Below are 23788 nucleotides of genomic sequence, written 5' to 3'. Positions count from 1 at the left end.
ACTAAAACAGCAGCCGGCCCTGGCTGTGCACCTTCCCTGCAGAGGAGAAGCGAAACTCCAGGCCACCCCGCCCGGTATCCCAATCCAACTCCAGGTCGAGCATGGAGTTGGGCCTGACGATTTCCTTGAACTTGAGCGCCTGCATCCCCGCAAAGGTGCCACTGATATCGAGATGGCGGCGTGCGTAGGCCTCAGCCCAGGTAACCTGAACCACTCCGGGGAGTACAGGCCCTTGGGGGAAGTGCCCCTCAAAATAACGGCAGTTCTGGTCAACCCAGACCTTCAGGGTGCATCCGTTCTCCCGGGTGGTCTGGGCCACTGCCGGCGGTAGTCGGTCGTCCTCGAACCAGGGCGTCAAGCTGTCGGCCCCCAGTTTACCCTGGGTATTGCGCGGTAAACCTGGGCAGAAGCGCCAGACACGGGGTACTCCCAATGGTGGCAGCGACGGAATCGCGGCCTGCCGCAGCGTCTTATTAAACCTAGCCAGCCCAAGCTCTGTGATCGCAGCAATGCCTTCATCGCTCAGGCTGAGTAGTGCGCCCACGACCTCGCGATGGCGCTCTACAACCAGCGCATAGGCTTCGTGGATAAACGGGTGCGATTCTAGTGTGCTCTCAACCTCAACCAGGGAAATCCGCTTGCCCTCTATCTTGGCGATGCGGTCGCTGCGCTTACCCAAGTGGAAACCCTCGGACGTTACCTCCAGGAGTATGTCCCCAGTTTCAAACCAATCGTCGCCGGGCAAAAACGGCGACCGTACCTGGAGGTTGCCGGTTTCGCTGGCAGCGATCTTCACACACGGCAGCGGAGTCCATGGCGTGCCGGGCTCACGTTGTTGACGGTGTGCGATACCGCCGGTTTCCGAGCTCCCCAGTACCTCGTGGGGGTAGTCACCCAGACCTTCGAACACCTCCTGAGCGGCAATTGTATTTAGCGGGCCACCGGAGGAAAACACCGCACGCGTGGCCTGTCGCGCCTGGTCCCAGGGCAGGTCCTGGCCAAGGCGGTGCAGGTGGCCGGGGCTTGATATCCAGATAGCTTCTGACGACTGGTTTGCCGTGCGCGCTAGAATCGATGGATCGATAAACGGGTGGCGCCAGAAAGCGCGCCCACTGCTCAGCGGCCAGCAAAAACCGAACAAAAGGCCATACAGATGCTGGTGGCTCACGCCACTGTAGACGTCACTATCTGCGATATCGCTGCCAAAGCACGCTTCGAGGGCTAGTAGCTCAGCGTCAATTTGCGCGAGGGTCTTGTCGATGGCTTTCGGGGTGCCCGTGGAGCCTGAAGTGTATACCGTCACCAGGCCGCTGAGTTGGATAGGATTGGCGGGTGCGGTGGCGGGATTTTCGTCAAGGGCGATGGTGTTCCTCTCGGGCCAGTTACCCACAAGCGTTATGGACTGTGACTCAAGGGTTGATGCCATGGCTTGGTGATTTTCACCGGGTAGGAAAATCCGCTTTCCTTCTGCCAGGAGAGCGAGCATTGCCGCTCCGAAACGGTAGGTGTCGTTATCGAATAGGGCAACCTCGTCTGACTCCAGATGACTCAGCCTGGCGCGCAAGCAATCTATCTCGGCTAAAAAATCGGTCCAGTTTAGAGCCCCGGAGTGAGCCAGGGCCACCACGTGATCGGGATTGAAACTTTCCCTATTGAGTTCGCTGAGGAGTCGCATCCACCCTCCTTCGGACATACCTGCGCACCAGCCATTCTAGCGAGAAAAGTACGGCCATTAGGATGTAGGCGAGAAAGCCGTTGTAATAGGCCCAGGCTTCGAAACTGGCAAACGCTGCTGTGTACAATGCGATGGTGCCATTGAACAGAAAGAATACACACCAGAGGATGGTTACCTTGCGTGTATAAACCACGGCTTGCTGCGGCAAGTGTGGCTCGGTTAACCGGGCCAACCGTTCGACGACCGGAGGGCCTTTGATCAGTGAGGCGAAAAATGCCGATAGAAAAACTATGTTGACCACCACCGGGTAGTAGCGAAACCCGTTCGGGCTCTCTGCAACCAGGGTGAAGGCCGCAATTACCAGAAGCACGGCTGCGAGTACCAATTGCGCTCCCCTACCGCCAGGTGATGCACGTAGGCTTGCCATGCGTAACAAGGCCATGGCCAGCAGCATTCCGGCCATGTGTGCTGGCTCCATGACCTGCAGGCCAAAGAAGATCAATAGTGGGTAGAGCGCCAGCACCAGCCCGGTCATCACCTGGAGGACTCGGTTCATTCGATGCCCAGAATACCTACCACGGTAGATACGACATCGTCGACGGTGCGTACCGAATTGAATTCATCGGGGTCGATCTGCTTGCCAGTGATACTCTTTAGCTCCACCACGAGGTCGACAGCATCAATACTGTCCACATCAAGGTCTTCATAGAGATTGGCGCTGCCGGAGATATCGTCCGCTTCTACCTCGAACATATTTACCAATAGGTCGCAGAGAACCCCGTAGACTTCTTCACGTGTTTTCATGCCGTCTCTCCCTGGGTACCGGTGCTAGCTGAGTGAACAAACTTCGCTAGGTTGGTCACAGATTGGAAATGCTCTTTGGTGCTCTTATCTTCTGCATCAATGGTCACACCAAATTTTTGCTGTAGTGCCATGCCCAATTCGAGGGCGTCGATCGAATCCAGGCCCAGTCCGCTTTCAAACAGCGGATCGTCGGAAATGATATCCGCCGCTGTGATGTCCTCCAGATCGAGGGCGTCAATGATCAGCTGTTTTATCTGCTGTTCGAGATCGTTCATGTTGTCAGTTCCTGCTGAAAATATTCTTGCCATTGCCGATTGATAGAGCGTGCGTCATCCCCTGCGTCTGGGACGGGCTGTAGCAACGTAGTTTCGCCAGCCCGACGAACCTTCAGACTGTAGTGAAAACGCTGCCTCGGAATTTTATACCAAGGCGTGTTCTTAGCCAGTGTGGGTGGCTCAGAGTTCAGTGTGGCTAGCGCCAGATCGCAGTTGAAACGGAGCCATATGTAGGCCGCCCCTCGCCTGAATTTATGCAGTCTGCCTTCTATAGAGCGAGTGCCCTCTGGGAATATGACCAGGTTGGCTCCCTCTTCTAGTTGGCGCTGGCAGTTTTCGAATAGTTCTTCGGGCTCTGTATTCGGAATATACCCAGCCCACGACACGGGGCCCCGGGTGAAGGGGTTCTGGAACAAGCCTGCTTTGACAATACAGCTTGCATTCGGAATCTGGGCAACCAGGAAGATCACGTCTATCAGCGTTGGATGGTTTGCTATCACCAGCACACCCTCACCGCGCAAGGATTCTTCCCCGTCCAGGGAGTAGGTTAGTAAACCCAGCGAATGGATGAGCTTGATAAACAGGCGGAACGCGTGGTGAATCACCAGGCGACAGCGACGGGTTCGAACCCGCGGATCCCTGGAGAATAGCGCTAGAATCGGGAACAATACCAGCCCCATAAGTAGCCCACCGACGCCAAAAAGGGTGAAGCAGATTCCGGTGGCGAGTACCCGCCAATAGTAGAAGTCTTGGCGCTCGTTCATGCTGTTATCCGAAGGTCCCAGCTGGAACTACGGTCGCTGAACTGCACTTGCGAAGACTTTTTCATCAACAGCTCTGCCAAGGGAGTGAAACCCGTGGTCTCTCTGCCCGAGTATGTCTCCAGTGGTTTGAGTTCAAGGGTTGTTTCTCTGCAATCGAGCACCAATTGCAGGGCGAGCGCTGTTGGTGCCTGGGGGCCATGGATATAGGGTTGATAAAACTCGGGGTAGTTCTCTTCAAAGCAGACCACGGCAATCCGGTCGGTTTCGCCGCTGATCAGGTGTGCGTACGCTTCCAGCAGTGCGGGAACAGGGCCCCCATTTCCGGGAGCCAGGGCCAGCAGTGGTTGGCGTACTTTGTGAATTAGTGACCATTGCCCCGCAATTGCATTGTGTACCGACAAACTGAAGTCAGCGGGTGATACGGCATGTTGACTTGCTATTGCTTCCAGGATGGATTGAGTCCGCTGAATTTCACCCATGCGTGAACTAAAGATGACTACTTGATCACTGATATCGCCCATAGCCTCTTCGAGCACATGAAAGACAACCCTGGCTAACTTCCCCAGACGGCGCCGTTGTATGGGTGGGATGCTTTTAAGGGAGGGCTTTTCCAACATAACTGTGGAGGGACAAGCGGCACCTCGGAAAGTAGTGCAGATCGCATGTTCGCCACTAGGGGTCCAGCTGCTCCAGCCGGCAATTCCAAGATGAATTTTGCTACTGTCCACGTCCAGGTGTGACTTGGCTTTCGGTTGATACCTCGATTATATAGAAAGCGGATATTCACGGATATTTATTTGTCGGATAATTAGGTCATTAAAGTAACCTCTCAGGGTTATATAACCGAATGATTTTATTGATAAATGTTTGATGGTCTCGCGGTTTTTAGCCGCCACTGTGCTGGCCGATGTAGAGCTGAGGCCAGCCATGCTGGGCGCAGGCTTTTGGAAGATGCACTTGCTGCGCTCCAGGTTCGGCCGACTTTTCTGGATTTTGATGCGCCTTTTAGGCCGCTAGCCGACCAATTAAGAGCAGGTACCGGCTTGCATCTCTCAATATCTCACAGTCGGGGCACGGTCGCATTGGCTCTCGCATCAGGCCCCGTTGGTATTGACGTTGAGGTCTTAGATCAGGACCGAAATTGGTCTGGGATAGCCGACCAATTTTTTTCTGATGCAGAGGCTATCGCTCTTAGGCAAATTGAACCAGGAGCTCGCCGACGGCACTTTTTGCAGTCTTGGGTTATGAAAGAGGCTTACCTCAAGACATTTCATGGCAGTGTTTTTGGCGATCTTAATCGTGCTGTTCTGACACGGGGCGAACTTCTGGTTACAAATATGCCAGGATGCATTGATAGACCACCAATAGCTCACCTATGTGAAACCAGTGAACACGTGTACGGTTTGATCGGTTGTGTTCCTACGCCAGGTCTTATCAAGACATCTCTCGGTCATACTCTCAGTTGGCGAACTCTTCCCGTCACTTTTTTGCCGCCGTGAAAAGGGGCAGTTGGTATCGGTGCCTGTAGTGATCACCTATCTACGGGAATTTATCTGACACATCATAGGCCTAAAGAAAGTAGTTTTGTGAATAAGGAAAATTCGCGCAGAGGTTTCGGCGGGCGGTAGCCATCACTGCTGGTGCATCCGCAGGTGCCTCGGTTGATGGGGGGCTTCATTAAGTGCCAGTGGGAACGCTGATAGCGCCGCTACTGCTGCTGGATATGCTAATGGTATTGCTGTCCTCACTGTGGCAAAGGGTGGATTGATGTATTCAGCCGCAGTTGGCGGTCAGAAGTTCAAATACTCGCCAAAATAGAGGGCGAATACACAGTATTTCCGTCGCTGGTCGGCGGCGGGAGTACGCGAAACCGTAACTCTGCTTCGGAGTCTAATTCTGATTGATTCTGATCGTGTATCGAAGCGGCAATACATACTGATGACCTTGTAACCGGATAATGCGATCAAGATGTGTTAATTTTTTCGTGTTTTGTTAATGATTGATATCTTGAATGTGTACTAATTATTTTCGCTTGCAGTTACCAATTATTTTGCGTGCACACCAGCCTTATTCGTAGGCTAAAAAATCCGCGGCGGAGATGCTGCGATAGAGTATGATTCTGGTGCTGTGCCCGCGAGACGGGCAATTTCAATTCAAGTTTTTCATAAGGGCAACCGAGCGTTGAACAAAGCTGTTTGTGGCCTGACCCTGTGTTTTGTGGCCGGGTCCGGGTTGGCCAGGGAATCCGTTCTGGAGGAGGTGCTGGTCACGGCGCAGAAACGGGAGCAGAACGTGCAGGATATCCCGGTGACCATTAACGTGGTCAGCGCGGAGACCATCGACAACTTCTCGATTCGAAACACCGCTGACCTCGCCGATTCTGTGCCGGGCCTGGTTATTCAACCCACACCGCAGAATCTCGCACAGGTCACCATGCGCGGGCTGGGCACGGGTTCAGCCAGTGAGAGCCTGGACCAGTCGGTGGGGCTGTTTATCGATGGGGTTTGGAGCGGTCGCGTGCGCGATTTCCAGAGCGCCCTGTTCGATATTGAGCGTGTCGAAGTGATCAAGGGCACGCAGAATACGCTGCTTGGCAAGAACACCAGCCTCGGTGCCCTGAGTATTGTCACCCGTCGCCCTGGAGAGGAGTGGTCCGGCTACATCCAGGGCGACTACGAAACCCGGTTTGACAGCGCTTACCTCTCCGGCGCGCTCAATATGCCCACCGCCTTCGGTGCGTATCGCCTGGCTTTCAATGCCGTTGACGAGGGGGGCTACGTCGACAACCGGGCCACGGGTAACGAAGTGCCGGAGCGCGAGCAGAATACGCTGCGCCTCTCCGCCCGCTATGACGTGCTGGAGACCGGTTTGTTGGATCTGAGTTTCGAGTACGACGATCTGCGCATTCGTGGCGATACCTTCCAGCCCGACGCGGATACCCTGGGCTTCATGCAGGCCATGGACCCCACCGCGGATATCGGCCTCGATGGAAATAAAAACGCGTTTACTTCCTACAGCAGCGCGGGTGATGCCGATGATGAACAGACCTCACGGCGCGCGCTGGCACAATATGAGCAGCTGCTGGGCGGGCACACGCTGACCCTGTTGACCGGCTGGTCCATGTTCGACAACGACCGCCTGACGGATACCGATTTTCTTTCCGTAGACTACCTGACTTCGATTTTTTCCAGTGACTATGAGCAGTTCACCCAGGAGCTGCGTATTGCGTCACCCGTTGGCGATAAACTGGACTACATAGTGGGCGTTTACTACCACGACAGTGACCTTGATTACGCCAACATCACCGACTCTTCCTTCCCGCCGCCGTTCACGATCGGGCCGCTGCCCGTGGATTCCTCCAGCCTGCTGACCTACCAGCAGGACACCAGGATATTGTCCACCTTCGGCAAGGCCGACGTTTACCTGGGCGCGAACTGGCAACTGGCACTGGGACTGCGGTACACGGAGGAAGACAAGGACGCCCTGTGGGGGCGAGAGCGGCTGCGCAGTGGGGGACCAGCAGCAGACATTCTTGCCAACCTGTTCAGTCCCGAGGTAGCGCCCACTGACCTGCACCGGTCGGAGCACAACCTCGATGGCTCGGTCAGCCTGCAATTCGACTGGTCCGATGGACTGACCCAATATGCCTCCTGGGCGTCCGGCAGCAAGAGCGGCGGCTTTACCAACAACGTGGCAAGGCCGGAAGACGCAGAGTTTGAAACCGAAAAGGCAGAGACGCTGGAACTGGGGGTGAAATGGCGCCTGGGGCAGGGCAAGGGCCTGCTCAACGCGGCGCTGTATCACACTGATATAGATGATTTCCAGGTCGTCTCATTCGTTGGCACAGGCTTCCTGACATCCACCGTGCCCGCACGCAGTCGCGGGGTGGAGCTGGAAACGCGATGGCTGGTTTCGCCGGGCCTTGAGCTGGGTGCGAGTGCGACCTATGCCGATGCGCGCGAGAAAGATACCGACCTGCGCCTGCCCTACGCACCGGAGTGGTCTGCATCCGCGGATGTGTCATGGCTGCTGCCCGTGCAGGCCTGGGGGCTGGCGTGGCGGCTGGAGGGCGCACTCAATTACCGCGACGAGCAATTCCAGCAGCGCCTGGAAACCAGCCCGGACAACGCCCTCACCCTGCTCGATCTGCGACTGGGCCTGGGACGTCCGGATGGCCGCTGGGAGGTGGCGCTGATAGGTCGCAACCTGCTGGATGAATCGAGTTCCTTTGGTTTCGACTTCCCATTCTTTGGCGGCCAGGTGCTGCCAGCGGGCAGCACCACGATTGGCAGCGTGAGCCGCCCGCGCACCCTGGCTGTGCAGGGCCGTTACCGCTTCTAGCGCACGTCGCGAACAATGCGGCCCCGGCCGACCTGACCGCGCATCTTGCGGTGCGTGTCGACCTGTATAGCGCGCACGCGCGCGAGTTCCGCAGGGGATATGAACTTGCCCGGAGGTGCCGCGTTCACGCTGGGCAGCCGCGGCAGGCTTTCACACAGGCCGATGCCGCGCTGCAAGGCCTCGGTGTCAGGCACCGAATCCAGGTAGGTGGAGACATCCGCCTCATCGAGAATTTCCCTTAACACAAGCTCCGCCCTGGCCCGCACGCGGGGCGTGGCCACACGATTGCGCACACCCCAGCGCACCGTAAACTCGGTGCACGAAGGTTCTTCCGATGCCGGCACCTCGAGGAAAGAGGCCACGCGATCTACACCGAAGTAATAGCGGGTCAGTACTTCCTCCACCAGCATGGCAGTGTCTTCATAGCTGGTTGAATAGCCATACAGGGCGTTGGCATCGTCGGCGGCAAATTCCAGGCCAACCGCTCTCGGTGTCAGCGATTGTATGAGCGCACTGGCCGGAAAGCCCTGGAACAGCACCTTACCCAGCTCGGCGAGCAGTTCCGAACGCAGGGGCATGGTATTTGCCAGCAGCGTACTGGCGGCATTTGCATCAAAACGGAAGATCGCATCCAGCGGCGTCTCTTCAGACGACACCAGCGGCAGGAACGCGGGCGGCATGGCGTCATTGGCGTGGGTGAGCTCGTGGATCAGCAGGTTGGCCAGCGGGCGCACGATGTCGCTTACGCGCCGGCTTTCCCACTCTTCATACTGGGATGAGTAGAACCAGGCCAACTGGTTGCCGTCGACATAGACATCGGCGGAAATGAAACCCAATGCACTGCCGAAGCCACTGCGATAGTCCGGTTCCCAGTTGATTGTTGCGCGCTCTGTGGGGTTCAACCAGAGGTCTTGCGGGTCCAGGTAAATGGCTCCGGACGTCGCGATGTAGAAGGCGGGGCGCACGCGCGAACTGATCACCACTGCGGTAACACCGCGAAACAGTTTCAGCATATCCGGTGGCAGCCGATTCAGCACTTCGGCAAAACGCAGCCCCATCCAGCCGTGGGTAACCACCGTGCGTTGCAACACGTCAGAGACACTGGGGTTTGTGGACTCGCTGCCGAGGAAGGGCAGGGTTTCCAGCGTACACAGTTCGAAAGGGTTGTTGGCGCTGACGCAACGGGAGAGCACATCAGCATAGGGTGAGCGCTTGCTGTGAGGCTTCAATTCGTCTTGCCTGATCTGCTCATCCAGGCCGAACTCGATAGAGATACTGGCGATCACGCCGTCGCTGTCGGTGGCCGAGACAAACAGCCAGTAGTCGTCGACGCTGTAGGTATTGTTCTGTATCTGGAACCGGTAATCGCTGCCCACTCGCCTGGCAGGAATGACGTCTTCCATATCCATGCTGGCCATGAACAGCCGTGGCTCGTCGTCCGCGTGGACACCATCCACGACAAGGCTGCTCACGGGGATGCTCAGGGTGCGTGTGGCGGCATTCCAGTACAGGTCATAGTCAACGAGGCTCAGTGGCCCCCGGTAGTCTGGTCGAAAGCGGGTTGCCAGGGGAATCTCCACATCCTCCTGCCAGAACTTGCGTGTCAGCGCCAGTTCACAGGGACCATAAGTGCGATTGCAGATCTGCGTCCAGCCACTGAAACTGTGCCCCGGCGCCGGCACCGGCCAGAACACTTCCTCAAAGTCCTCTTCGATGTCGAACATATAGCCGTCAACATAGACGGCGCGGGCCTGTTCACCGAATACGAAACCTTTGCCGGAGATCTCTACCGGCATGCGACAGGCGCTCAACACCAGGACACAAACAAGGGGTAACAGGCGGAAACGGCGTAACATATCAATACAGCTCTCGATTCTTGACAGCGCGACTATATCAAGCGTGAAACGAACGCGGCCAGTACAAACTAGGGAAAATAAGGGTTTGCTGTACCCTTCCAGACCGTATATGAAAGTGGCCCTTTATCACCTTTTGGGGCCGGCAGTTGCTTTACCGGACGTCAGGCTCGATAAAGCGCTGTTAAACTGGCGCCATGACCGCCTTTACCCTGCTAAAAACCTTGCACGTGACCTGTGCGCTGATTTCCGTTCTCGGCTTTGCCCTGCGGGGCTACTGGGCCCTGAATGACAATCCCTTGCGACTGACACGCTGGGCACGCGTTGCGCCGCACACTGTAGATACCGTCCTGCTGGGCTCTGCGCTGGGTATGCTGTGGCTCTGGGGTGTATCACCACTGCAACTGGATTGGGTAAGCGCCAAGATCCTGGCGCTGCTGTGTTACATCGCTATGGGGATGGTGGCACTGAGGTTCGGCAGCAGTCGGCGCGGACGCGCGCTCGCGTACATAGCGGCGCTGTGTATTGCCGCGTACATTTTTGCTGTGGCGCTCACCCACTCACCCTGGGGACCCCTGTATGCAGGGGCCGCTTAGGCAGGCAGAGAGCGCTGCCTTTGTGGCTACTGCGGATTGGCCGCCTTGTACTCGCGGATTTCCGTATTGAATTGCCCTGCCACCGCTTCTTCGGCGGAAACCGCAGCGTTGTAGGTGTCCTGGGCGCTCTGGTAGGCCTCTGCTGCGCCTTCTTCACCGGCCTTCACCGCGGCTTCGGCTTCTGCCAATGCCGGCTCCAGGCACTTCATGTATTCCAGGTTGGCAGTCTGGAAGGTTTTCACTGCTTTCTGGCCCGCCAGCATGTCTTCCATGCTGGAGCTTGCTCCGTCGGGAAGCTCGGGTGCCGCGGGCGCGACACAGTCGCCGGCAAATGCGTTGGTGCTGCCGATGGCGAGCGCCAGGGAGAAGTACTTGATAGCTTTCATATCTTGGTTTCCTGTCACCAATCTGTCACAAACAAAAACATTAGCAGGCAAGTCCGGTGCTGCCAAGTCAGTCAGCACGTCCTACCCAGAGCTTGCCGGTTTTGAAATCCCGTTGCAATTGGGCTGCCACAGTTTCTGCCGCTGCCTTGTCGGGCAGATTGATCACGCGCACGCGATAAACATTCTTGCCGTTGCTTTGTGCGGCGGCGACCACGACCCGGCCCTGTTGCGGTTTGAGCTTGCCGGCCCAGGTGTCTGCCGCGCCGCGCTGGCTGTAGGAACTGAAGTTCACAAACCATCCGCTGGCGGCGGTCTCGGTGGTTTTAGCCACGGGTGCCGGCGCTACGCTGGCCCTGGGTGCGGGTTTTTCCGCCACCGGCTGCGGTGCTGGCGCGGCCTTTTTGGGTGCTGGCTCAGGGGCAGGTGCGGCCTTCTCAACCTGCTTCTCGAGTGCCACCTGTTGCGCTGTCAGCTGTGATTCCAGCCCCGATATGATCGCCTGCAGGCTGCGATTCTCCCGGCCCAGCTCCTGCACCTGTTCCTGCAGCCTGGCGTTGCGCTCATTGGCTGCTGCAGCAGCATACAGCGTTTCCTTTACCTCGGCGGGCGGTGCTGATGTGGCGAGGTCGGCCTGCAGGCGTCTAATCTCCTCCTGCAGGTTGGCGCGCTCCTCGACAATGCCGTACCCGCCAGCACCCAGCAGTATCAGGGCAAATACCGCCACCACGATCATGCCGAGGGAGATATTCAGTTCGCGTTCTTCCTCTTCCTCGTATTCTTCCTCTTCCTCGACGTCTTCCCAGGGCTCGGCCCGGTCGAGCGTGCTGCGCCTGCTCACGGGTGGCAGGGGCACCGGCTCCGGGTTTTCCTCGGGTGGGTCATCGTCAAACGAGCCCCGCGGGTTCAGGTCCGTATCCCACAGGTCCGGCTCGTCATCCCGCCGGCCTGCCTTTGCCTGCGTGGCGGCATCCGGGTCCCAGGGCGAGCTGTCTTCATAGTCATCGTCAGATTCATCGTCCAGGTCATCGTCGACCGGACCCCACTCATCATCGGTGTCGTCGGTGATGTCCAGGTCGGCTTCTTCTTCCTCTTCGATCTCGGTGTACATGGCGTCGAAATCGCTGTCGCGATCGGACTCCTCGAACTCCTCCTCGTCGTCGAAGTCGGTGAACAGGCTCTCTCGCCGGCGTCCGGCCAGGTCGTCGTCATCGGCTGCGTGCCCGGTGCCCTTGCCCGGCTTGTCGTCGTCCCTGTCTTTCATTATTCGCTACCGCGTTATCTGCCCCTTCAGCGGCCGATAGTAGCAAACCCGCAGGGCTTTTGTCGTACTGATGCGGGTAGATTATTGCCTGTATCCGCCAGACCGGGTCGCCTCATCGCCCGCGTGTAAAAAATCGAGCGAGGTACGCGGGCACTCGGTTAAAATACCGCGATGGATGTATCCGATATTCTCTCCCCCCTCAACGAAGCCCAGCGCGATGCGGTAGCGGCCGAAAGTCAGAACATGCTGGTGCTGGCGGGCGCCGGCAGTGGCAAGACCCGTGTTCTGGTGCATCGTATCGCCTGGCTGATCCGCGCCGAGGGCTTCTCCCCCTGGTCCATTCTCGCAGTGACGTTTACCAACAAGGCGGCACGGGAAATGCGCTCGCGCATCGAGGAGATGTTACAGGTGCCGGGCCACGGAATGTGGGTGGGCACCTTTCACGGCCTGGCGCATCGCCTGTTGAAGGCGCACTGGCAGGAAGCCGGTTTGCCACAGAATTTCCAGATACTCGACAGCGATGACCAGCTGCGCCTGGTCAAGCGGGTCTGCCGCGAACTCGAACTGGACGAGGGGCGTTGGCCACCCAAGCAGGCCATGTGGTATATCAATTCGCAGAAAGACGAGGGTCTGCGCTCACGGCATATAGAGGCACCGCACGGTGACATGTATGCACAGGTAATGTTGCAGGTTTATCGCGCCTACGAGGAAGCCTGTGACCGCGGCGGCATGGTGGACTTTGCCGAGCTGTTGCTGCGGGCGCATGAACTCTGGCTGAAGAATCCTGACGTGCTCGCGCACTACCAGGGTCGCTTCCGGCAAATTCTGGTGGACGAATTCCAGGACACCAACACGATACAGTATGCATGGCTGCGCGTGCTGGCCGGCAAGCACATCCCGGTCATGGCCGTCGGTGACGACGACCAGTCCATCTATGGCTGGCGCGGGGCGAAAATAGAAAACATCCAGCGCTTCGCCGATGATTTCAGTGACACCCGCACTGTGCGCCTGGAGCAGAATTACCGCTCTACACAGACCATACTGCAGGCCGCGAACGGGGTCATCGCGTTTAACTTTGGTCGTCTGGGCAAGGAGTTGTGGACCTCAGGCGAGCAGGGCGAACCGATAACGCTGTACGCCGGTTTTAATGAGCACGATGAAGCCCGCTTTATAGTCGAACAGATAGAGCAGTGGATCCAGGACGGGCAGACACGCGCGTCTGTGGCGATCCTGTATCGCTCCAATGCCCAGTCCCGCGTGCTGGAAGAGGCACTGATTCGTGCCGGTATGCCCTATCGCATTTATGGCGGCCAGCGCTTCTACGAGCGCCTGGAGATTCGCAACGCGCTGGCCTACCTGCGCCTGTTGCAAAGCCGCGGCGATGATGCGGCCGTGGAGCGGGTTATCAACACGCCACCGCGCGGTATTGGCAGCAAGACCCTGGACGTGGTGCGCGATTGCGCCCGCAACCGGGAGATACCCCTGTGGCAGGCCATTGAAGCGGTGGTGACGGAAAAACTGTTGCCGGCGCGGGCGCTGTCCGCACTGGAAGGATTCAGGGTTCTGATCAACGAGCTGGATTCAGGCAGTGATGAACTTGCCCTGGAAGAGCTGGTCGAGCACTGCATCCAGCATTCCGGCCTGATCGATTACCACCAGAAAGAAAAAGGCGAGAAAGGCCAGGCCCGGGTCGAGAACCTGGAGGAACTGGTCAGTGCCGCCAAGCAGTTTGTTGCCGACGATGCAGACGAGGCCTCACCCTTGCAGCAGTTCCTCGATAATGCCGCGCTCGATGCCGGCGATGCCCAGGCTGACGAGCACGAAGACAGTGTGCAACTGATGACGCTGCACTCAGCCAAGGGCCTGGAGTTCCCGCTGGTATTTCTTGCCGGCATGGAAGAAAACCTGTTTCCGCACCGCATGTCGGTGGAGGAGCCCGGCCGCCTCGAGGAAGAGCGCCGCCTTTGCTATGTTGGGATCACCCGTGCGATGGAGCGCCTGATGATAACCTACGCTGAGTCCCGCCGCCTGCACGGCAGCGAAAGCTTCAATACACCGTCGCGCTTTATCCGGGAAATCCCCGCCGAGTTGTTGCAGGAGGTGCGCTTGAATTCCACGGTGGCGCGGCCGGTAAGCAGCTTTGCCCAGGCGACCGTGCCAGACACGGAGTTGGGCCTTGGCCAGAGGGTCTATCACCAGATTTTCGGGGAAGGTACGGTGTTAAACTTCGAAGGTCGTGGCAGCAGCGCCAGGGTAGAAGTCAATTTCGATAACGAAGGCAGTAAGTGGCTGGTACTGCAGTACGCTAATCTGCAATTACTATAAGAGAAGGGTGGGGCAATGGCGACACAACAAGGATTCGAGAAACGCTACTCCCCGCTGATCATCCTGCTGCTGGTAGCGGCGCTGGTAGCCGTGATAGCGCTATGGGCGCGCGATAAGGCGGCCACTGGGAAATCCGCATCCGTGGCCGGGGTTGCTGCGGATGACACCAGCTACGAGTGGAAGCTGGTCACCACCTGGCCAAAGAACTTCCCCGGGCTCGGCAGTGCCGCTGAAAACCTCTCGCGCATGGTCGATGAGATGAGCAATGGCCGCCTGAAAATCAAGGTCTACGGCGGCGGTGAAATCGTGCCGGCGCTGGGTGTCTTTGACGCGGTGTCCCAGGGTGTTGCCGACGCGGGCCATGGCGCAGCCTACTACTGGAAGGGCAAGGTGCCCTCGTCGGTATTTTTTACTGCGGTGCCCTTCGGCCTGAATGCGCAGGAAATGTATGGCTGGCTGCACTACGGTGGCGGGCTTGAGTTGTACGAGGAAGCCTATGCGCCGTTCAACCTTGTTCCCATGGCCGGTGGCAGCACGGGTGTGCAGATGGGTGGCTGGTTCAACAAGGAAATCAACTCCATAGACGACCTCAGGGGCCTGAAGATGCGCATTCCGGGCATGGCCGGCGAGGTATTCACCGCCGCGGGCGGCACCTCAGTGACCCTGCCGGGCAGTGAGTTATACACATCCCTGCAGACCGGCGTTATCGACGCGCTGGAGTGGGTGGGGCCCTACAACGACCGCATACTCGGTTTCCATGAAGTCGCCCGCTACTACTATTACCCCGGCTGGCACGAACCCGGCTCTATCCTTGAGTTCATCATCAACAAGGACTCCATGGCCGAGTTGCCGGCAGACTTGCAGGCAATCGTGCGGCAGGCGGCGCGGGCATCGAGCCAGGACATGCTCGATGAATACACGGCGCGCAATAACGAAGCCCTGCGCGAGCTCATTGAGGAACACGATGTGCAACTGCGCCGTTTCCCCGACGATGTGCTCAGGGCCCTGTGGCAGGGCACCCGTCAGGCGCTGGATGACCTCGTGGCCCGGGACCCGATGTCGGCAAAGGTCTACGCCTCCTACAGCGAGTTCTACAAGGGCGTGCGCAACTACCACCATATTTCCGAGCAGGCGTATATCAATCTGCGGGATGTGGTGCTGGGGGATGAGGATTACTGATCTTCGTCAGCGTCTGTCGTCAGGCGGCCCAGTGACCACCTGACTCGCAGCGTACAGGCTATTGGAGCGCAACAAATGATCTTTGGATTATTGAATGTTTTGTATGCGACAGCACATTTTCATGGCTAGGGGACTTGACGAGCCCGCGAGGTGGCAGTTTGCCGCTCAGGGATGTCAGCGGCCAGGGATGGCCGCTGTCAAGCCTGTCATGGATGACGCTGTTTGGCGGTCCCGGAGCGGCAAACTGCCACCTCGCGGGCGGTATGAGGCGCAAAGGATAAGGGATAACATTCAAACAAGTATCTACCGCTGAATAGCCCGAGTACGCCCGTTGTCGTCGATCGCCACGAACACGAACTCGCCCTCGGTCACCTTGATCGGTTCCCCATCGTGCTTGGAGTTGATCCACACCTCGACGATGATGCGAATGGAGCTGCGCCCGATTTCCAGCACATCGCAGTAGCAGGACACCACGGCGCCCACGTGAACCGGCGTCAGGAAAGCCATGGCATCGATAGCGACCGTGGCTACGCGACCGCCTGCGACTTCGCCAGCGGTGACCATGCCGGCAATGTCCATCTGTGACATCAGCCAGCCGCCGAAGATGTCGCCGTTGGGGTTGGTGTCTTTGGGCATAGCCACGGTCTGCAGTGCCAGATCGCCGTGAGGTACCGGAGTGCTGTCGATATCATTCATGAGAGTGCCTGGTTTTACGTTATTGTTTGAACTGCTCGGGCAGCCAGGTGGCCATTTCAGGCCAGAACCAGAGTGCCACGATCAGCAGGAGCTGGATGATTATAAAGGGAATGACACCACGATAAATAGCGCTGGTGGGCACTTCCTCCGGGGCAACACCGCGGAGATAGAACAGTGCGAAACCGAACGGCGGGGTGAGGAACGAGGTCTGCAGGTTCAGCGCAATCATGATGCCAAGCCAGATCGGGTCCAGGCCCATGGCCAGCAGCACCGGGCCCACGATGGGGACCACCACGAAGGTGATTTCAATAAAGTCCAGAATGAAGCCCAGCAGGAAGATAACCAGCATCACCACCAGCGTCGCCCCCATGGCGCCGCCGGGCATGTTCTGGAAATAGCCGTGTATCAGCTCTTCCCCGCCGAATCCGCGGAACACCAGGGAGAATACCGCGGCGCCGATCAGGATCATGAACACCATGCAGGTGACGCCCAGGGTGTCGATAACCGCTTCACGCAGTCGCTGTACCGACATCTGTCTTCGCGCCAAAGCCAGTGCCAGCGCGCCCACGGCACCGAAGCCAGCGGCCTCTGTGGGTGTTGCTGCGCCAACCAGGATCGAACCGAGCACCAGGAAAATCAGCAGCAGTGGTGGCAGCAGGCCGCGCATCAATTCGCCGAGCGATACTGTGCCCTGGTCGACCGGTGGTGCGGCTTGCGGCTTCAGGCGTGTATAGACAGTCAGGTAAAGAATGTACATACCAACCAGCAATAGCCCGGGGATCAGCGCGCCCACGAACAGATCGCCCACCGAGACGGTCTTGGGTGAGAACACATTCATCTGCAGCTGCGCCTGCTGGTAGGCATTGGCGAGAATATCGCCCAGCAGGACCAGTGCTATAGAGGGCGGGATGATCTGCCCCAGGGTTCCGGTGGCGCATATGGTTCCCGTTGCGAGTGCGGGGCTGTATCCGGCGCGCAGCATGCTGGGGAGAGAGAGCAGGCCCATGGTCACCACGGTGGCGCCGACGATGCCGGTGCTGGCTGCCAGGAACATGCCTACGATGACCACCGAGATGCCGAGGCCGCCCCTGACACCACTGAACACTCGCGCCATACTGCCAAGCAGTTCTTCAGCAATACGTGATTTTTCCAGAATGGTGCCCATGAGGATAAACAGGGGCACAGCGATCAGGGTGGTGTTGTTCATGGTGCCAAACACCCGCCCCGGCAGGGCGGACAGGAAGCCGGCGTCAAATACGCCGGCGAGGATGCCGCCGGCGGCGAAAGCGAGGGCGGTTCCTGCCAGGGTGAACGCCACCGGGTAGCCCAGCATCAGCAGCGCGCATACCGCCAGGAACAGGAAAAGGGGCAGGAATTCGGCGCTCATGGTGCGTCGTTCACCAGTACCAGGGCACTGCGCAGGGTCTCGGCCAGGCCTTGCAATAGCAGGTTGATCGCCATCACCGGAATCAAGGTCTTGAGCAGGAAGACGGCCTGGATACCACCCTGTTCCGTAGACACCTCGCGCATGTGCCAGGATTCCGCCACGTAGTTCCAGCTGACGCCAACAATGAAGAGGCACAGGGGAATCAGAAATACCACGCCTCCCAGGGCATTGACCCAGGCCCGGCCGCGCTCACCGAAGCCGCGGTAGAATATATCCACGCGAACATGCGCACCTGTTTTCAGTGCATAGGCGGCACCCAGCATGAACAGGCTGGCGTGCATGTAGGTAACCAGTTCCTGGGCGAATATGGATCCGGTGTTGAAACCGTAGCGCATGACCACGATGACGGTCGTCAGCAGCGCCATGGCCAGGGCCAGCCAGGCGAGCAGGCGGCCGCTGCGATCGGTGAAGGTATCAATGTAATTCACCAGGCTGTGCAACAGGGTCATGGTGAGCAGGTCTTTTTTATTGGTCGAGTGGCAGAGTATCATAGCCCCCTCGCAAAAGTGGATTCCACCTCATTTCCAACACACAGGCACAACGTAATGCTTACAGTAATATCCCCGGCGAAGACCCTGGATTTCGATACGCCACCGACGACTCGCAAGGCCACGCAACCGCAATTCCTTGAGCGCGCCTCGGAACTGGTCGAGGATGCGCGCGAGATGAGCCCACAGGATATCCGCGCCTTGATGGGGGTCAGCGAAAGCATTGCCGAGCTGAATCACACGCGCTTTATGAACTGGTCAGCGCCATTCAGCCTGGACAATGCCAAGCAGGCCCTGCTGGCATTCAAGGGCGATGTGTATACCGGGCTGGAGGCAGAGACCCTGACCACGGCGCAGCTGGGCTTTGCGCAGAAGCACCTGGTGATCCTGTCAGGCCTCTATGGTTTGCTGCGCCCCCTGGACCTGATGCAGCCCTACCGCCTGGAGATGGGGCTCAAGTTCGCCAATCGCGGCGGCAAGAACCTGTACGAATTCTGGGGCGATGACATCACCAGGGCGATGAACAGGCAATTGAAGAAGTCAGGCTCCCCGGTGCTGGTCAACCTGGCGTCAAATGAGTATTTCAAATCGGTACAGGCGAAGCAGCTGGAAGCCGACATCGTCACGCCCGTGTTCAAGGACCTCAAGGGTGACAAGTACAAGGTGATCAGTTTCTATGCCAAAAAAGCGCGCGGACAAATGGCGCGCTTCATTATTGATGGGGAGCTGAACGATCCCAGGGGGCTGGAGAAGTTTCGCACCGACGGCTACCGCTACAACAAGGCCGAATCCACCGCGCGTGAGCTGGTGTTCACCCGCGACCAGCCGCCATCGGCAAAATAGCCACGCGCACAACATGCCACAGCTGCCGTTCTCGCAGGCCTGCGAAAACAACAAGGGCCACATTCTGTTGCAACTGCAGCGCCTGTTGGCACAGCGTGAACAGGTGCTGGAAATAGGTTCCGGTACCGGGCAGCACGCCACCTGGTTCGCCGCGCACCTGCCACACCTGCGCTGGCAACCCACGGATATGCAGGAAAACCTCGGCGTATTGCGCCCTCGCTGCAATGAATACCAGGGGGAAAACCTGTTACCGCCGCTGGCGCTGGATGTGCGCGCTCGACCCTGGCCGATCCCGGTGCTGGCCGATACCCTGTTCACAGCCAACAGCCTGCATATCATGCCCTGGGGTGCCGTCGAAGAGCTGTTTGCAGAGCTGGCAGCCCGGGCGGCTCCGGAGACGCTGCTGGTGTATGGCCCTTTTAACTACGCTGGCCGCTATACTTCCGAGAGCAATGCGCGTTTCGACCAGTGGCTGGCTGAGCAGTCCGCGCACAGCGCCATCCGCGATTTCGAGCAGGTCGACGCACTGGCGCGGGCGGCGGGGTTTCAGCTGCGCGAAGACAACGCCATGCCGGCCAATAATCGCCTGCTGGTATGGGGTCGCGATTAGGGCCTAGTTCTCCTGTCGGAAAGGCAATAGCGTTGCAGTGTCTTCCAGGTAACGCTGGATATGCGGCCCCTCCCGGAGGGTGAAGTCGCCCACGGCTGCGGACAGGCGCGGGTCGGCAATCCAGTGATTGGAGAAGGTCTGCACCGGCCTGAAACCGCGCTGGATCTTGTGCTCACCCTGTGCACCCGGGTCGAAGCGCCCTATGCCCTCGTCGATACAGTACTCGATGCCGCGGTAGTAGCAGGCCTCGAAATGCAGTGCGTCGAACTCCCTGGTGCAGCCCCAGTAGCGCCCATACAGGGTATCGTCGCCACGGAAGTACAGGGCCGCGGCAACAGGTTCGCCCTGGTGTCTTGCCACGACCATCACCACCCTGTCGCCCATGCCCGCGGCGACCTCGGTAAAGAACGCCCGTGACAGGTAACCCCCGTGGCCGCTGCGTTTGGCATAGGTGAACTGGTAGAAGCGGTAGAAGCGCTCCCAGTCATCGGTGCTGATAGCGTCCCCCACCAGCGTTTCCAGTACCAGGTCCTGTTCCTGTATGCGGCGCCGTTCCCGTTTCAGCGATTTCCGTTTGCGGCTGTTGAAGGTGCCAAGAAAGTCGTCGAATGACGCATAGCCCGCGTTGAACCAGTGGAACTGCACCGCCCTGCGCTGGTGGATACCACGCTGTCGTAAAGCCTCCGAGGTCCTCTCGTCAGGGAACAGCAGGTGCCAGCTGGACAGTTGTTGCTGGCGGCAGAACTGCTCCAGGGCGTCGGTGGCAGCATCCCAGGCACTGCCGGGGGGCAGCTCGGGCAGGTGGCAGAGACGCGGGCCGGTTGCGGGGGTGAACGGGATGGCGCTGACCAGCTTGGGGTAATACTCCAGGCCCTGTTGTTGCCAGGCACTGGCCCAGGACCAGTCGAACACATACTCACCGTATGAATGACCCTTGAGATACAAGGGCATCACCGCTGCGATGCGCGAGCCGTCGCGCAGGACCATATGGCAGGGCTGCCAGCCATTATCCGCCGTGGTACATTCGGTCTGCTCCAACCCCAGCAGGAACCGGTGACTGAGGAAGGGATACTCCGTGCCGCAGAGTGTGTCCCACTCCGCGGCAGCGATTTGCTGAATGCTGGTAACAAACTCTGCTTGCACGTGGTCTCCGGCTGTTGGCGTCAGCTGGCGTAGTCCAGTACTACGCCCAGGAATATCACCGCGCCCACCCAGTTGTTGTGCAGGAAGGCCTTGAAACAGGCAGTGGGGTCCCGTTCCCGAATCAAGTACTGGTGGTATACGCACAGGCCCGCGGCTGCGATCAACCCCAGGTAGTAGAAGTGCCCCAGTTCGAAGGCAAAGCCGGCGACTACCATCAGCCCCAGGAACGCCAGCTGCAGGATGCCGACGATCAGCCGGTCGTGGCGACCGAACAGGATAGCGGACGACTTGATACCCACGACCAGGTCGTCCTCGCGATCAACCATCGCGTACTTGGTGTCGTAGGCCACGGTCCACAGCAGGTTGCCGCCGTAGATCAGCCACAGGGCTGCTGGCAGTTCACCTGTCTGCGCCGCGAACGCCATGGGGATGCCCCAGGAGAACGCTGCCCCGAGAACCAGCTGCGGCATATGGGTGAAGCGCTTCATAAAAGGGTAGGTCGAAGCCAGCGCCACTGCCGCGAAGGAGAGTTTAATGGTCAGCGGATTGGTTAACAGGACCAGCATGAACGCCGCGATCAGCAGGGCGAGAAATAACAGGCGGGCCTCTTGCACGCTAACGGCCCCGGTGACCAGTGGTCGCCCGCTGGTACGGTTAACCTCTCCATCCCAGTGCCGGTCTGCCAGGTCATTGACGACGCAACCCGCCGAGCGCATCAGCAGGGTGCCCAGGCAAAAAATGAACAGCAGATCCAGGTCGGGCATTCCGCCAGCTGCGATCCACAGCGCCCAGAGGGTGGGCCACAGCAACAGCAGCGTGCCGATGGGCTTGTCGAACCGCATCAGTTGGAGCAGGGCATTGAATTTGGAATCGCCGGACATGTGCTGATCTACTGGGTGTCTAGCGCAAGCTTACTTTGTCGGGCGAATAATTGCAGCGCCGCGCTGTGCCCGTTGCAAGCCGTGTGTCTGCGGCCACGGCCGAAACGCCTGCAGAAATACCTCGCTCACCATTAACGGCTGTCCGTAAACCTCGAAGCGGGAACGCCTGCCCCAGACCGGCCCCTGCAGATCGATATCCGGGGGCAAGTAAGTGCAGCGTTGGTCGATGAGTGCCAGCTCAAAGGGGTTCCGTTGCATACCCGCAGTATTGAAAAGAATGGCTCCCAGCGGTTTGTTGCCGAGCCTTCTGAGGTGGGCGAGTTTCCCCTCGAGGCTACTGGCGGGAAGCACACTGCGAGCGAAAACCACCTCATTCGGCCCCTGTTGCAGGATCACCTCGCGAATAATGGCGCGCTGGCGGGGCAGCATGTGCAATAAGCGCTGCTCCGAGGGTAACGGCACGCGCCAGTCCTGGCGCAGCAGCTGGACACTGAAATGGCCACGTTGCTGATCGATAAGGCGTTGGGTCAGGGAGCCCTGGTCCAGCAGCCAGCGCCGAACTGAAGGGGTCAACTCAGGCGACGGAAAACGCGCGGCTGGATACCAGTGCGGTTCGCGCCTCCCAGCGTGCGATGAGCCCGGTGTCTTTCCTGCCGATGATTTCATGGGGCAGGGAGCTTGCGTGATATACCCCGGTTTCGCAAGAGACTGGCACAACATCCGCGACCGCCTGCGGTGAATCTGCCCTTGCAGATTCTGGTGACGACTCTATAGTGTTGAACCCGGTATTAACCTCATGTCCCGGTTTCCCCGGAAGAGAAATCAGCAGAGAGCGAGCGCAATAATGAGTAGATGGGAATGTATCGTCTGTGGCCTGGTGTACGATGAAAAAGAGGGCTGGCCCGATGATGGCATTGCCCCTGGCACCAAGTGGGAGGATGTTCCCGAGGACTGGCTGTGCCCGGATTGCGGTGTTGGCAAGGAAGACTTCGAACTGCTGGAAGAGTCTCCGGTAGACGACACGCCCCATCACGAGGAACCGGTGGTGGATACGGTCCACGCCCCCGTGGTGATTCTTGGCACCGGCCTGGCCGGATATGGACTGGCCAAGGAATTTCGCAAACATGACCAGGATACCCCGCTCATACTGATCACGGCCGATGATGGCAGATCCTACTCCAAGCCGATGCTATCCACCGGGTTTACCAAGGATATGTCCGCCGACGACCTGGCGCAGATGGATGCCGGCAGTATGGGCCGCATGCTCAAGGCCAGCGTATGGACCATGACCAAGGTGGGCGAGATCGATACCGCCAACCAGCTGATCAAGGTCGGTGATGCGCAAACCGCTGTGCACTACTCCAAGCTGGTGCTGGCGCTGGGCGCCGACGTTATCCGCCCGCCCATAGAAGGGGACGGGCTGGACAAGGTCTATTCGGTCAATGACCTTATGGACTACGACGATTTTCGTACCGCGATCAAAAAGAACGAGGTCAGGAAGGTTTGCCTGATCGGTGGTGGCCTGATTGGCTGTGAATACACCAACGACCTTATCAACGGTGGTTTTGAGACCGAGACCGTGGACCCCCTCGGGCATTGCCTGCCCACCCTCCTGCCGGAGCCCGCGGGCAGGGCGGTGCAGTCGGCACTGGAGGAAAAGGGCGCCAGGTTCCATTTCGGGCCGCTGGTGACCGCGGTAAACAACACCGACGGCGGCCTGGCTGTCACTCTCAACAATGGCGAGACCATCGCTGCTGACCTGGTTGTCTCAGCCGTCGGAGTGCGCCCACGCATCGATCTTGCGCAGGCCTCCGGCATCGATACCAACCGCGGGATAACCACCAATCGACTGCTGGAAACCAGCGCGCCCAATGTCTATGCCATGGGTGACTGTGCCGAGGTTAACGGCCACGTACTGGTGTATGTGGCCCCATTGATGGCCCAGGCCCGCGCCCTCGCCAAAACCCTTAGCGGTGAACCGACCGAGGTGAGCTATCCGGCGATGCCTGTGACCATCAAGACGCCGGCCTGCCCGGTAACCGTGGCACCGCCGCCGCAGGGCGCAGCGGGAGAGTGGTCGTTCGAGATCGACGGGAACAACGTCAAGGGCGAATACCGCGATGCGGCAGGAACGCTGCTGGGCTTTGCGCTGACCGGTGATACCACGCGACAGAAGATGGCGCTGCAGAAGGAACTGCCCGCGATCATGCCCTGAGGCTGG

General features: G+C 58.9%; 23 protein-coding genes. 8 read left to right on the top strand and 15 right to left on the bottom strand.

All coding sequences use genetic code 11. The features are described from left to right. Position 1 precedes the first annotated feature (1 nt). The 6 genes from F0M18_RS11770 to F0M18_RS11745 are packed head-to-tail and all read right to left on the bottom strand — an operon-like array spanning position 2 to position 4135. Entirely contained in the window at positions 2 to 1675 is a 1674-nt protein-coding gene (locus tag F0M18_RS11770) for an AMP-binding protein (protein ID WP_188109697.1), read from the bottom strand. Further along, complete coding sequence (locus tag F0M18_RS11765) at positions 1650 to 2231, bottom strand: COG4648 family protein (RefSeq protein WP_149611641.1); 582 nt, start codon at positions 2229 to 2231, stop codon at positions 1650 to 1652. The genes F0M18_RS11770 and F0M18_RS11765 overlap by 26 nt, the downstream gene beginning before the upstream one ends. Then, a complete protein-coding gene (locus tag F0M18_RS11760; RefSeq protein WP_149611640.1) occupies positions 2228 to 2479 on the bottom strand; it encodes an acyl carrier protein in 252 nt (83 codons plus the stop codon). The genes F0M18_RS11765 and F0M18_RS11760 overlap by 4 nt, the downstream gene beginning before the upstream one ends. Continuing rightward, the gene (locus F0M18_RS11755; protein WP_149611639.1) at positions 2476 to 2754 is read right to left on the bottom strand and encodes a phosphopantetheine-binding protein; all 279 of its coding nucleotides are present in this window, start codon (positions 2752 to 2754) and stop codon (positions 2476 to 2478) included. Before F0M18_RS11755 ends, F0M18_RS11760 begins: the two co-directional genes overlap by 4 nt. Further along, positions 2751 to 3518: a lysophospholipid acyltransferase family protein gene (locus F0M18_RS11750; RefSeq protein WP_149611638.1), complete on the bottom strand. Its 768-nt coding sequence runs from the start codon at positions 3516 to 3518 to the stop codon at positions 2751 to 2753. Before F0M18_RS11750 ends, F0M18_RS11755 begins: the two co-directional genes overlap by 4 nt. After that, positions 3515 to 4135 carry a beta-ketoacyl synthase chain length factor gene (locus F0M18_RS11745; protein ID WP_262500938.1) on the bottom strand — a complete coding sequence of 207 codons (621 nt, stop codon included), beginning with the start codon at positions 4133 to 4135 and terminating at the stop codon, positions 3515 to 3517. Before F0M18_RS11745 ends, F0M18_RS11750 begins: the two co-directional genes overlap by 4 nt. A gap of 246 nt (positions 4136 to 4381) precedes the next feature. On the opposite strand from F0M18_RS11745, the gene F0M18_RS20185 reads away from it, so the two are divergent. Beyond that, entirely contained in the window at positions 4382 to 5017 is a 636-nt protein-coding gene (locus F0M18_RS20185; protein ID WP_149611636.1) for a 4'-phosphopantetheinyl transferase family protein, read from the top strand. Between the two features lie 682 nt (positions 5018 to 5699). Then, a complete protein-coding gene (locus F0M18_RS11735; RefSeq protein WP_149611635.1) occupies positions 5700 to 7859 on the top strand; it encodes a TonB-dependent receptor in 2160 nt (719 codons plus the stop codon). On the opposite strand, the gene F0M18_RS11730 is transcribed toward F0M18_RS11735, so the two are convergent. Then, positions 7856 to 9715, bottom strand: a complete 1860-nt coding sequence (locus F0M18_RS11730; protein ID WP_149611634.1) for a hypothetical protein — start codon at positions 9713 to 9715, stop codon at positions 7856 to 7858. The two genes, F0M18_RS11735 and F0M18_RS11730, sit on opposite strands and share 4 nt — an antisense overlap. Before the next feature lie 194 nt (positions 9716 to 9909). On the opposite strand from F0M18_RS11730, the gene F0M18_RS11725 reads away from it, so the two are divergent. After that, a complete protein-coding gene (locus F0M18_RS11725) occupies positions 9910 to 10308 on the top strand; it encodes a SirB2 family protein (RefSeq protein WP_149611633.1) in 399 nt (132 codons plus the stop codon). A 26-nt stretch (positions 10309 to 10334) separates the two neighbouring features. Here the strand turns inward: F0M18_RS11725 and F0M18_RS11720 are convergent, their stop codons facing one another. Both F0M18_RS11720 and F0M18_RS11715 read right to left on the bottom strand, forming a co-directional pair. Further along, positions 10335 to 10694, bottom strand: a complete 360-nt coding sequence (locus F0M18_RS11720) for a hypothetical protein (protein WP_149611632.1) — start codon at positions 10692 to 10694, stop codon at positions 10335 to 10337. A gap of 67 nt (positions 10695 to 10761) precedes the next feature. Further along, entirely contained in the window at positions 10762 to 11955 is a 1194-nt protein-coding gene (locus tag F0M18_RS11715; protein WP_149611631.1) for an SPOR domain-containing protein, read from the bottom strand. A 171-nt stretch (positions 11956 to 12126) separates the two neighbouring features. Between F0M18_RS11715 and uvrD the strand changes: the two genes are divergently transcribed. Further along, on the top strand, positions 12127 to 14280 hold the full coding sequence (gene uvrD, locus F0M18_RS11710) for a DNA helicase II (protein ID WP_149611630.1): 2154 nt from the start codon (positions 12127 to 12129) through the stop codon (positions 14278 to 14280). A 15-nt stretch (positions 14281 to 14295) separates the two neighbouring features. After that, complete coding sequence (locus F0M18_RS11705; protein ID WP_149611629.1) at positions 14296 to 15459, top strand: TRAP transporter substrate-binding protein; 1164 nt, start codon at positions 14296 to 14298, stop codon at positions 15457 to 15459. A 303-nt stretch (positions 15460 to 15762) separates the two neighbouring features. Here F0M18_RS11705 and F0M18_RS11700 read toward each other — a convergent pair whose 3' ends face one another. Genes F0M18_RS11700 through F0M18_RS11690 form a run of 3 tightly spaced genes read right to left on the bottom strand, consistent with a single transcriptional unit; the run spans position 15763 to position 18093 of the window. Further along, positions 15763 to 16155 carry an acyl-CoA thioesterase gene (locus tag F0M18_RS11700; RefSeq protein WP_149611628.1) on the bottom strand — a complete coding sequence of 131 codons (393 nt, stop codon included), beginning with the start codon at positions 16153 to 16155 and terminating at the stop codon, positions 15763 to 15765. A gap of 19 nt (positions 16156 to 16174) precedes the next feature. Next, positions 16175 to 17542: a TRAP transporter large permease gene (locus F0M18_RS11695; protein ID WP_149611627.1), complete on the bottom strand. Its 1368-nt coding sequence runs from the start codon at positions 17540 to 17542 to the stop codon at positions 16175 to 16177. Further along, positions 17539 to 18093 carry a TRAP transporter small permease subunit gene (locus F0M18_RS11690; protein ID WP_149611626.1) on the bottom strand — a complete coding sequence of 185 codons (555 nt, stop codon included), beginning with the start codon at positions 18091 to 18093 and terminating at the stop codon, positions 17539 to 17541. The genes F0M18_RS11695 and F0M18_RS11690 overlap by 4 nt, the downstream gene beginning before the upstream one ends. Before the next feature lie 54 nt (positions 18094 to 18147). On the opposite strand from F0M18_RS11690, the gene yaaA reads away from it, so the two are divergent. Next, positions 18148 to 18933, top strand: a complete 786-nt coding sequence (gene yaaA / locus F0M18_RS11685; protein ID WP_149611625.1) for a peroxide stress protein YaaA — start codon at positions 18148 to 18150, stop codon at positions 18931 to 18933. Positions 18934 to 18946: 13 nt separating this feature from the next. After that, entirely contained in the window at positions 18947 to 19543 is a 597-nt protein-coding gene (locus F0M18_RS11680; protein WP_149611624.1) for a DUF938 domain-containing protein, read from the top strand. 3 nt (positions 19544 to 19546) lie between these two features. Here F0M18_RS11680 and F0M18_RS11675 read toward each other — a convergent pair whose 3' ends face one another. From F0M18_RS11675 to F0M18_RS11665, 3 genes are read right to left on the bottom strand one after another with little or no spacing between them, the layout of a single operon-like run. Continuing rightward, positions 19547 to 20686 carry a GNAT family N-acetyltransferase gene (locus F0M18_RS11675; protein ID WP_149611623.1) on the bottom strand — a complete coding sequence of 380 codons (1140 nt, stop codon included), beginning with the start codon at positions 20684 to 20686 and terminating at the stop codon, positions 19547 to 19549. 20 nt (positions 20687 to 20706) lie between these two features. Continuing rightward, positions 20707 to 21567 carry a 4-hydroxybenzoate octaprenyltransferase gene (ubiA, locus tag F0M18_RS11670; RefSeq protein ID WP_149611622.1) on the bottom strand — a complete coding sequence of 287 codons (861 nt, stop codon included), beginning with the start codon at positions 21565 to 21567 and terminating at the stop codon, positions 20707 to 20709. A 30-nt stretch (positions 21568 to 21597) separates the two neighbouring features. After that, entirely contained in the window at positions 21598 to 22140 is a 543-nt protein-coding gene (locus F0M18_RS11665) for a chorismate--pyruvate lyase family protein (RefSeq protein WP_188109695.1), read from the bottom strand. A gap of 271 nt (positions 22141 to 22411) precedes the next feature. Between F0M18_RS11665 and F0M18_RS11660 the strand changes: the two genes are divergently transcribed. Next, positions 22412 to 23782 carry an FAD-dependent oxidoreductase gene (locus tag F0M18_RS11660; protein WP_149611620.1) on the top strand — a complete coding sequence of 457 codons (1371 nt, stop codon included), beginning with the start codon at positions 22412 to 22414 and terminating at the stop codon, positions 23780 to 23782. The last annotated feature ends 6 nt before the right edge of the window (positions 23783 to 23788 follow it).

Source organism: Pseudohalioglobus sediminis, from assembly GCF_008370495.1.
In the GTDB taxonomy this organism is placed as follows: Bacteria; Pseudomonadota; Gammaproteobacteria; order Pseudomonadales; family Halieaceae; genus Halioglobus.
The sequence above is the reverse complement of the archived record's forward strand: the minus strand, read 5'-3'. Positions and strand labels throughout refer to the sequence as shown.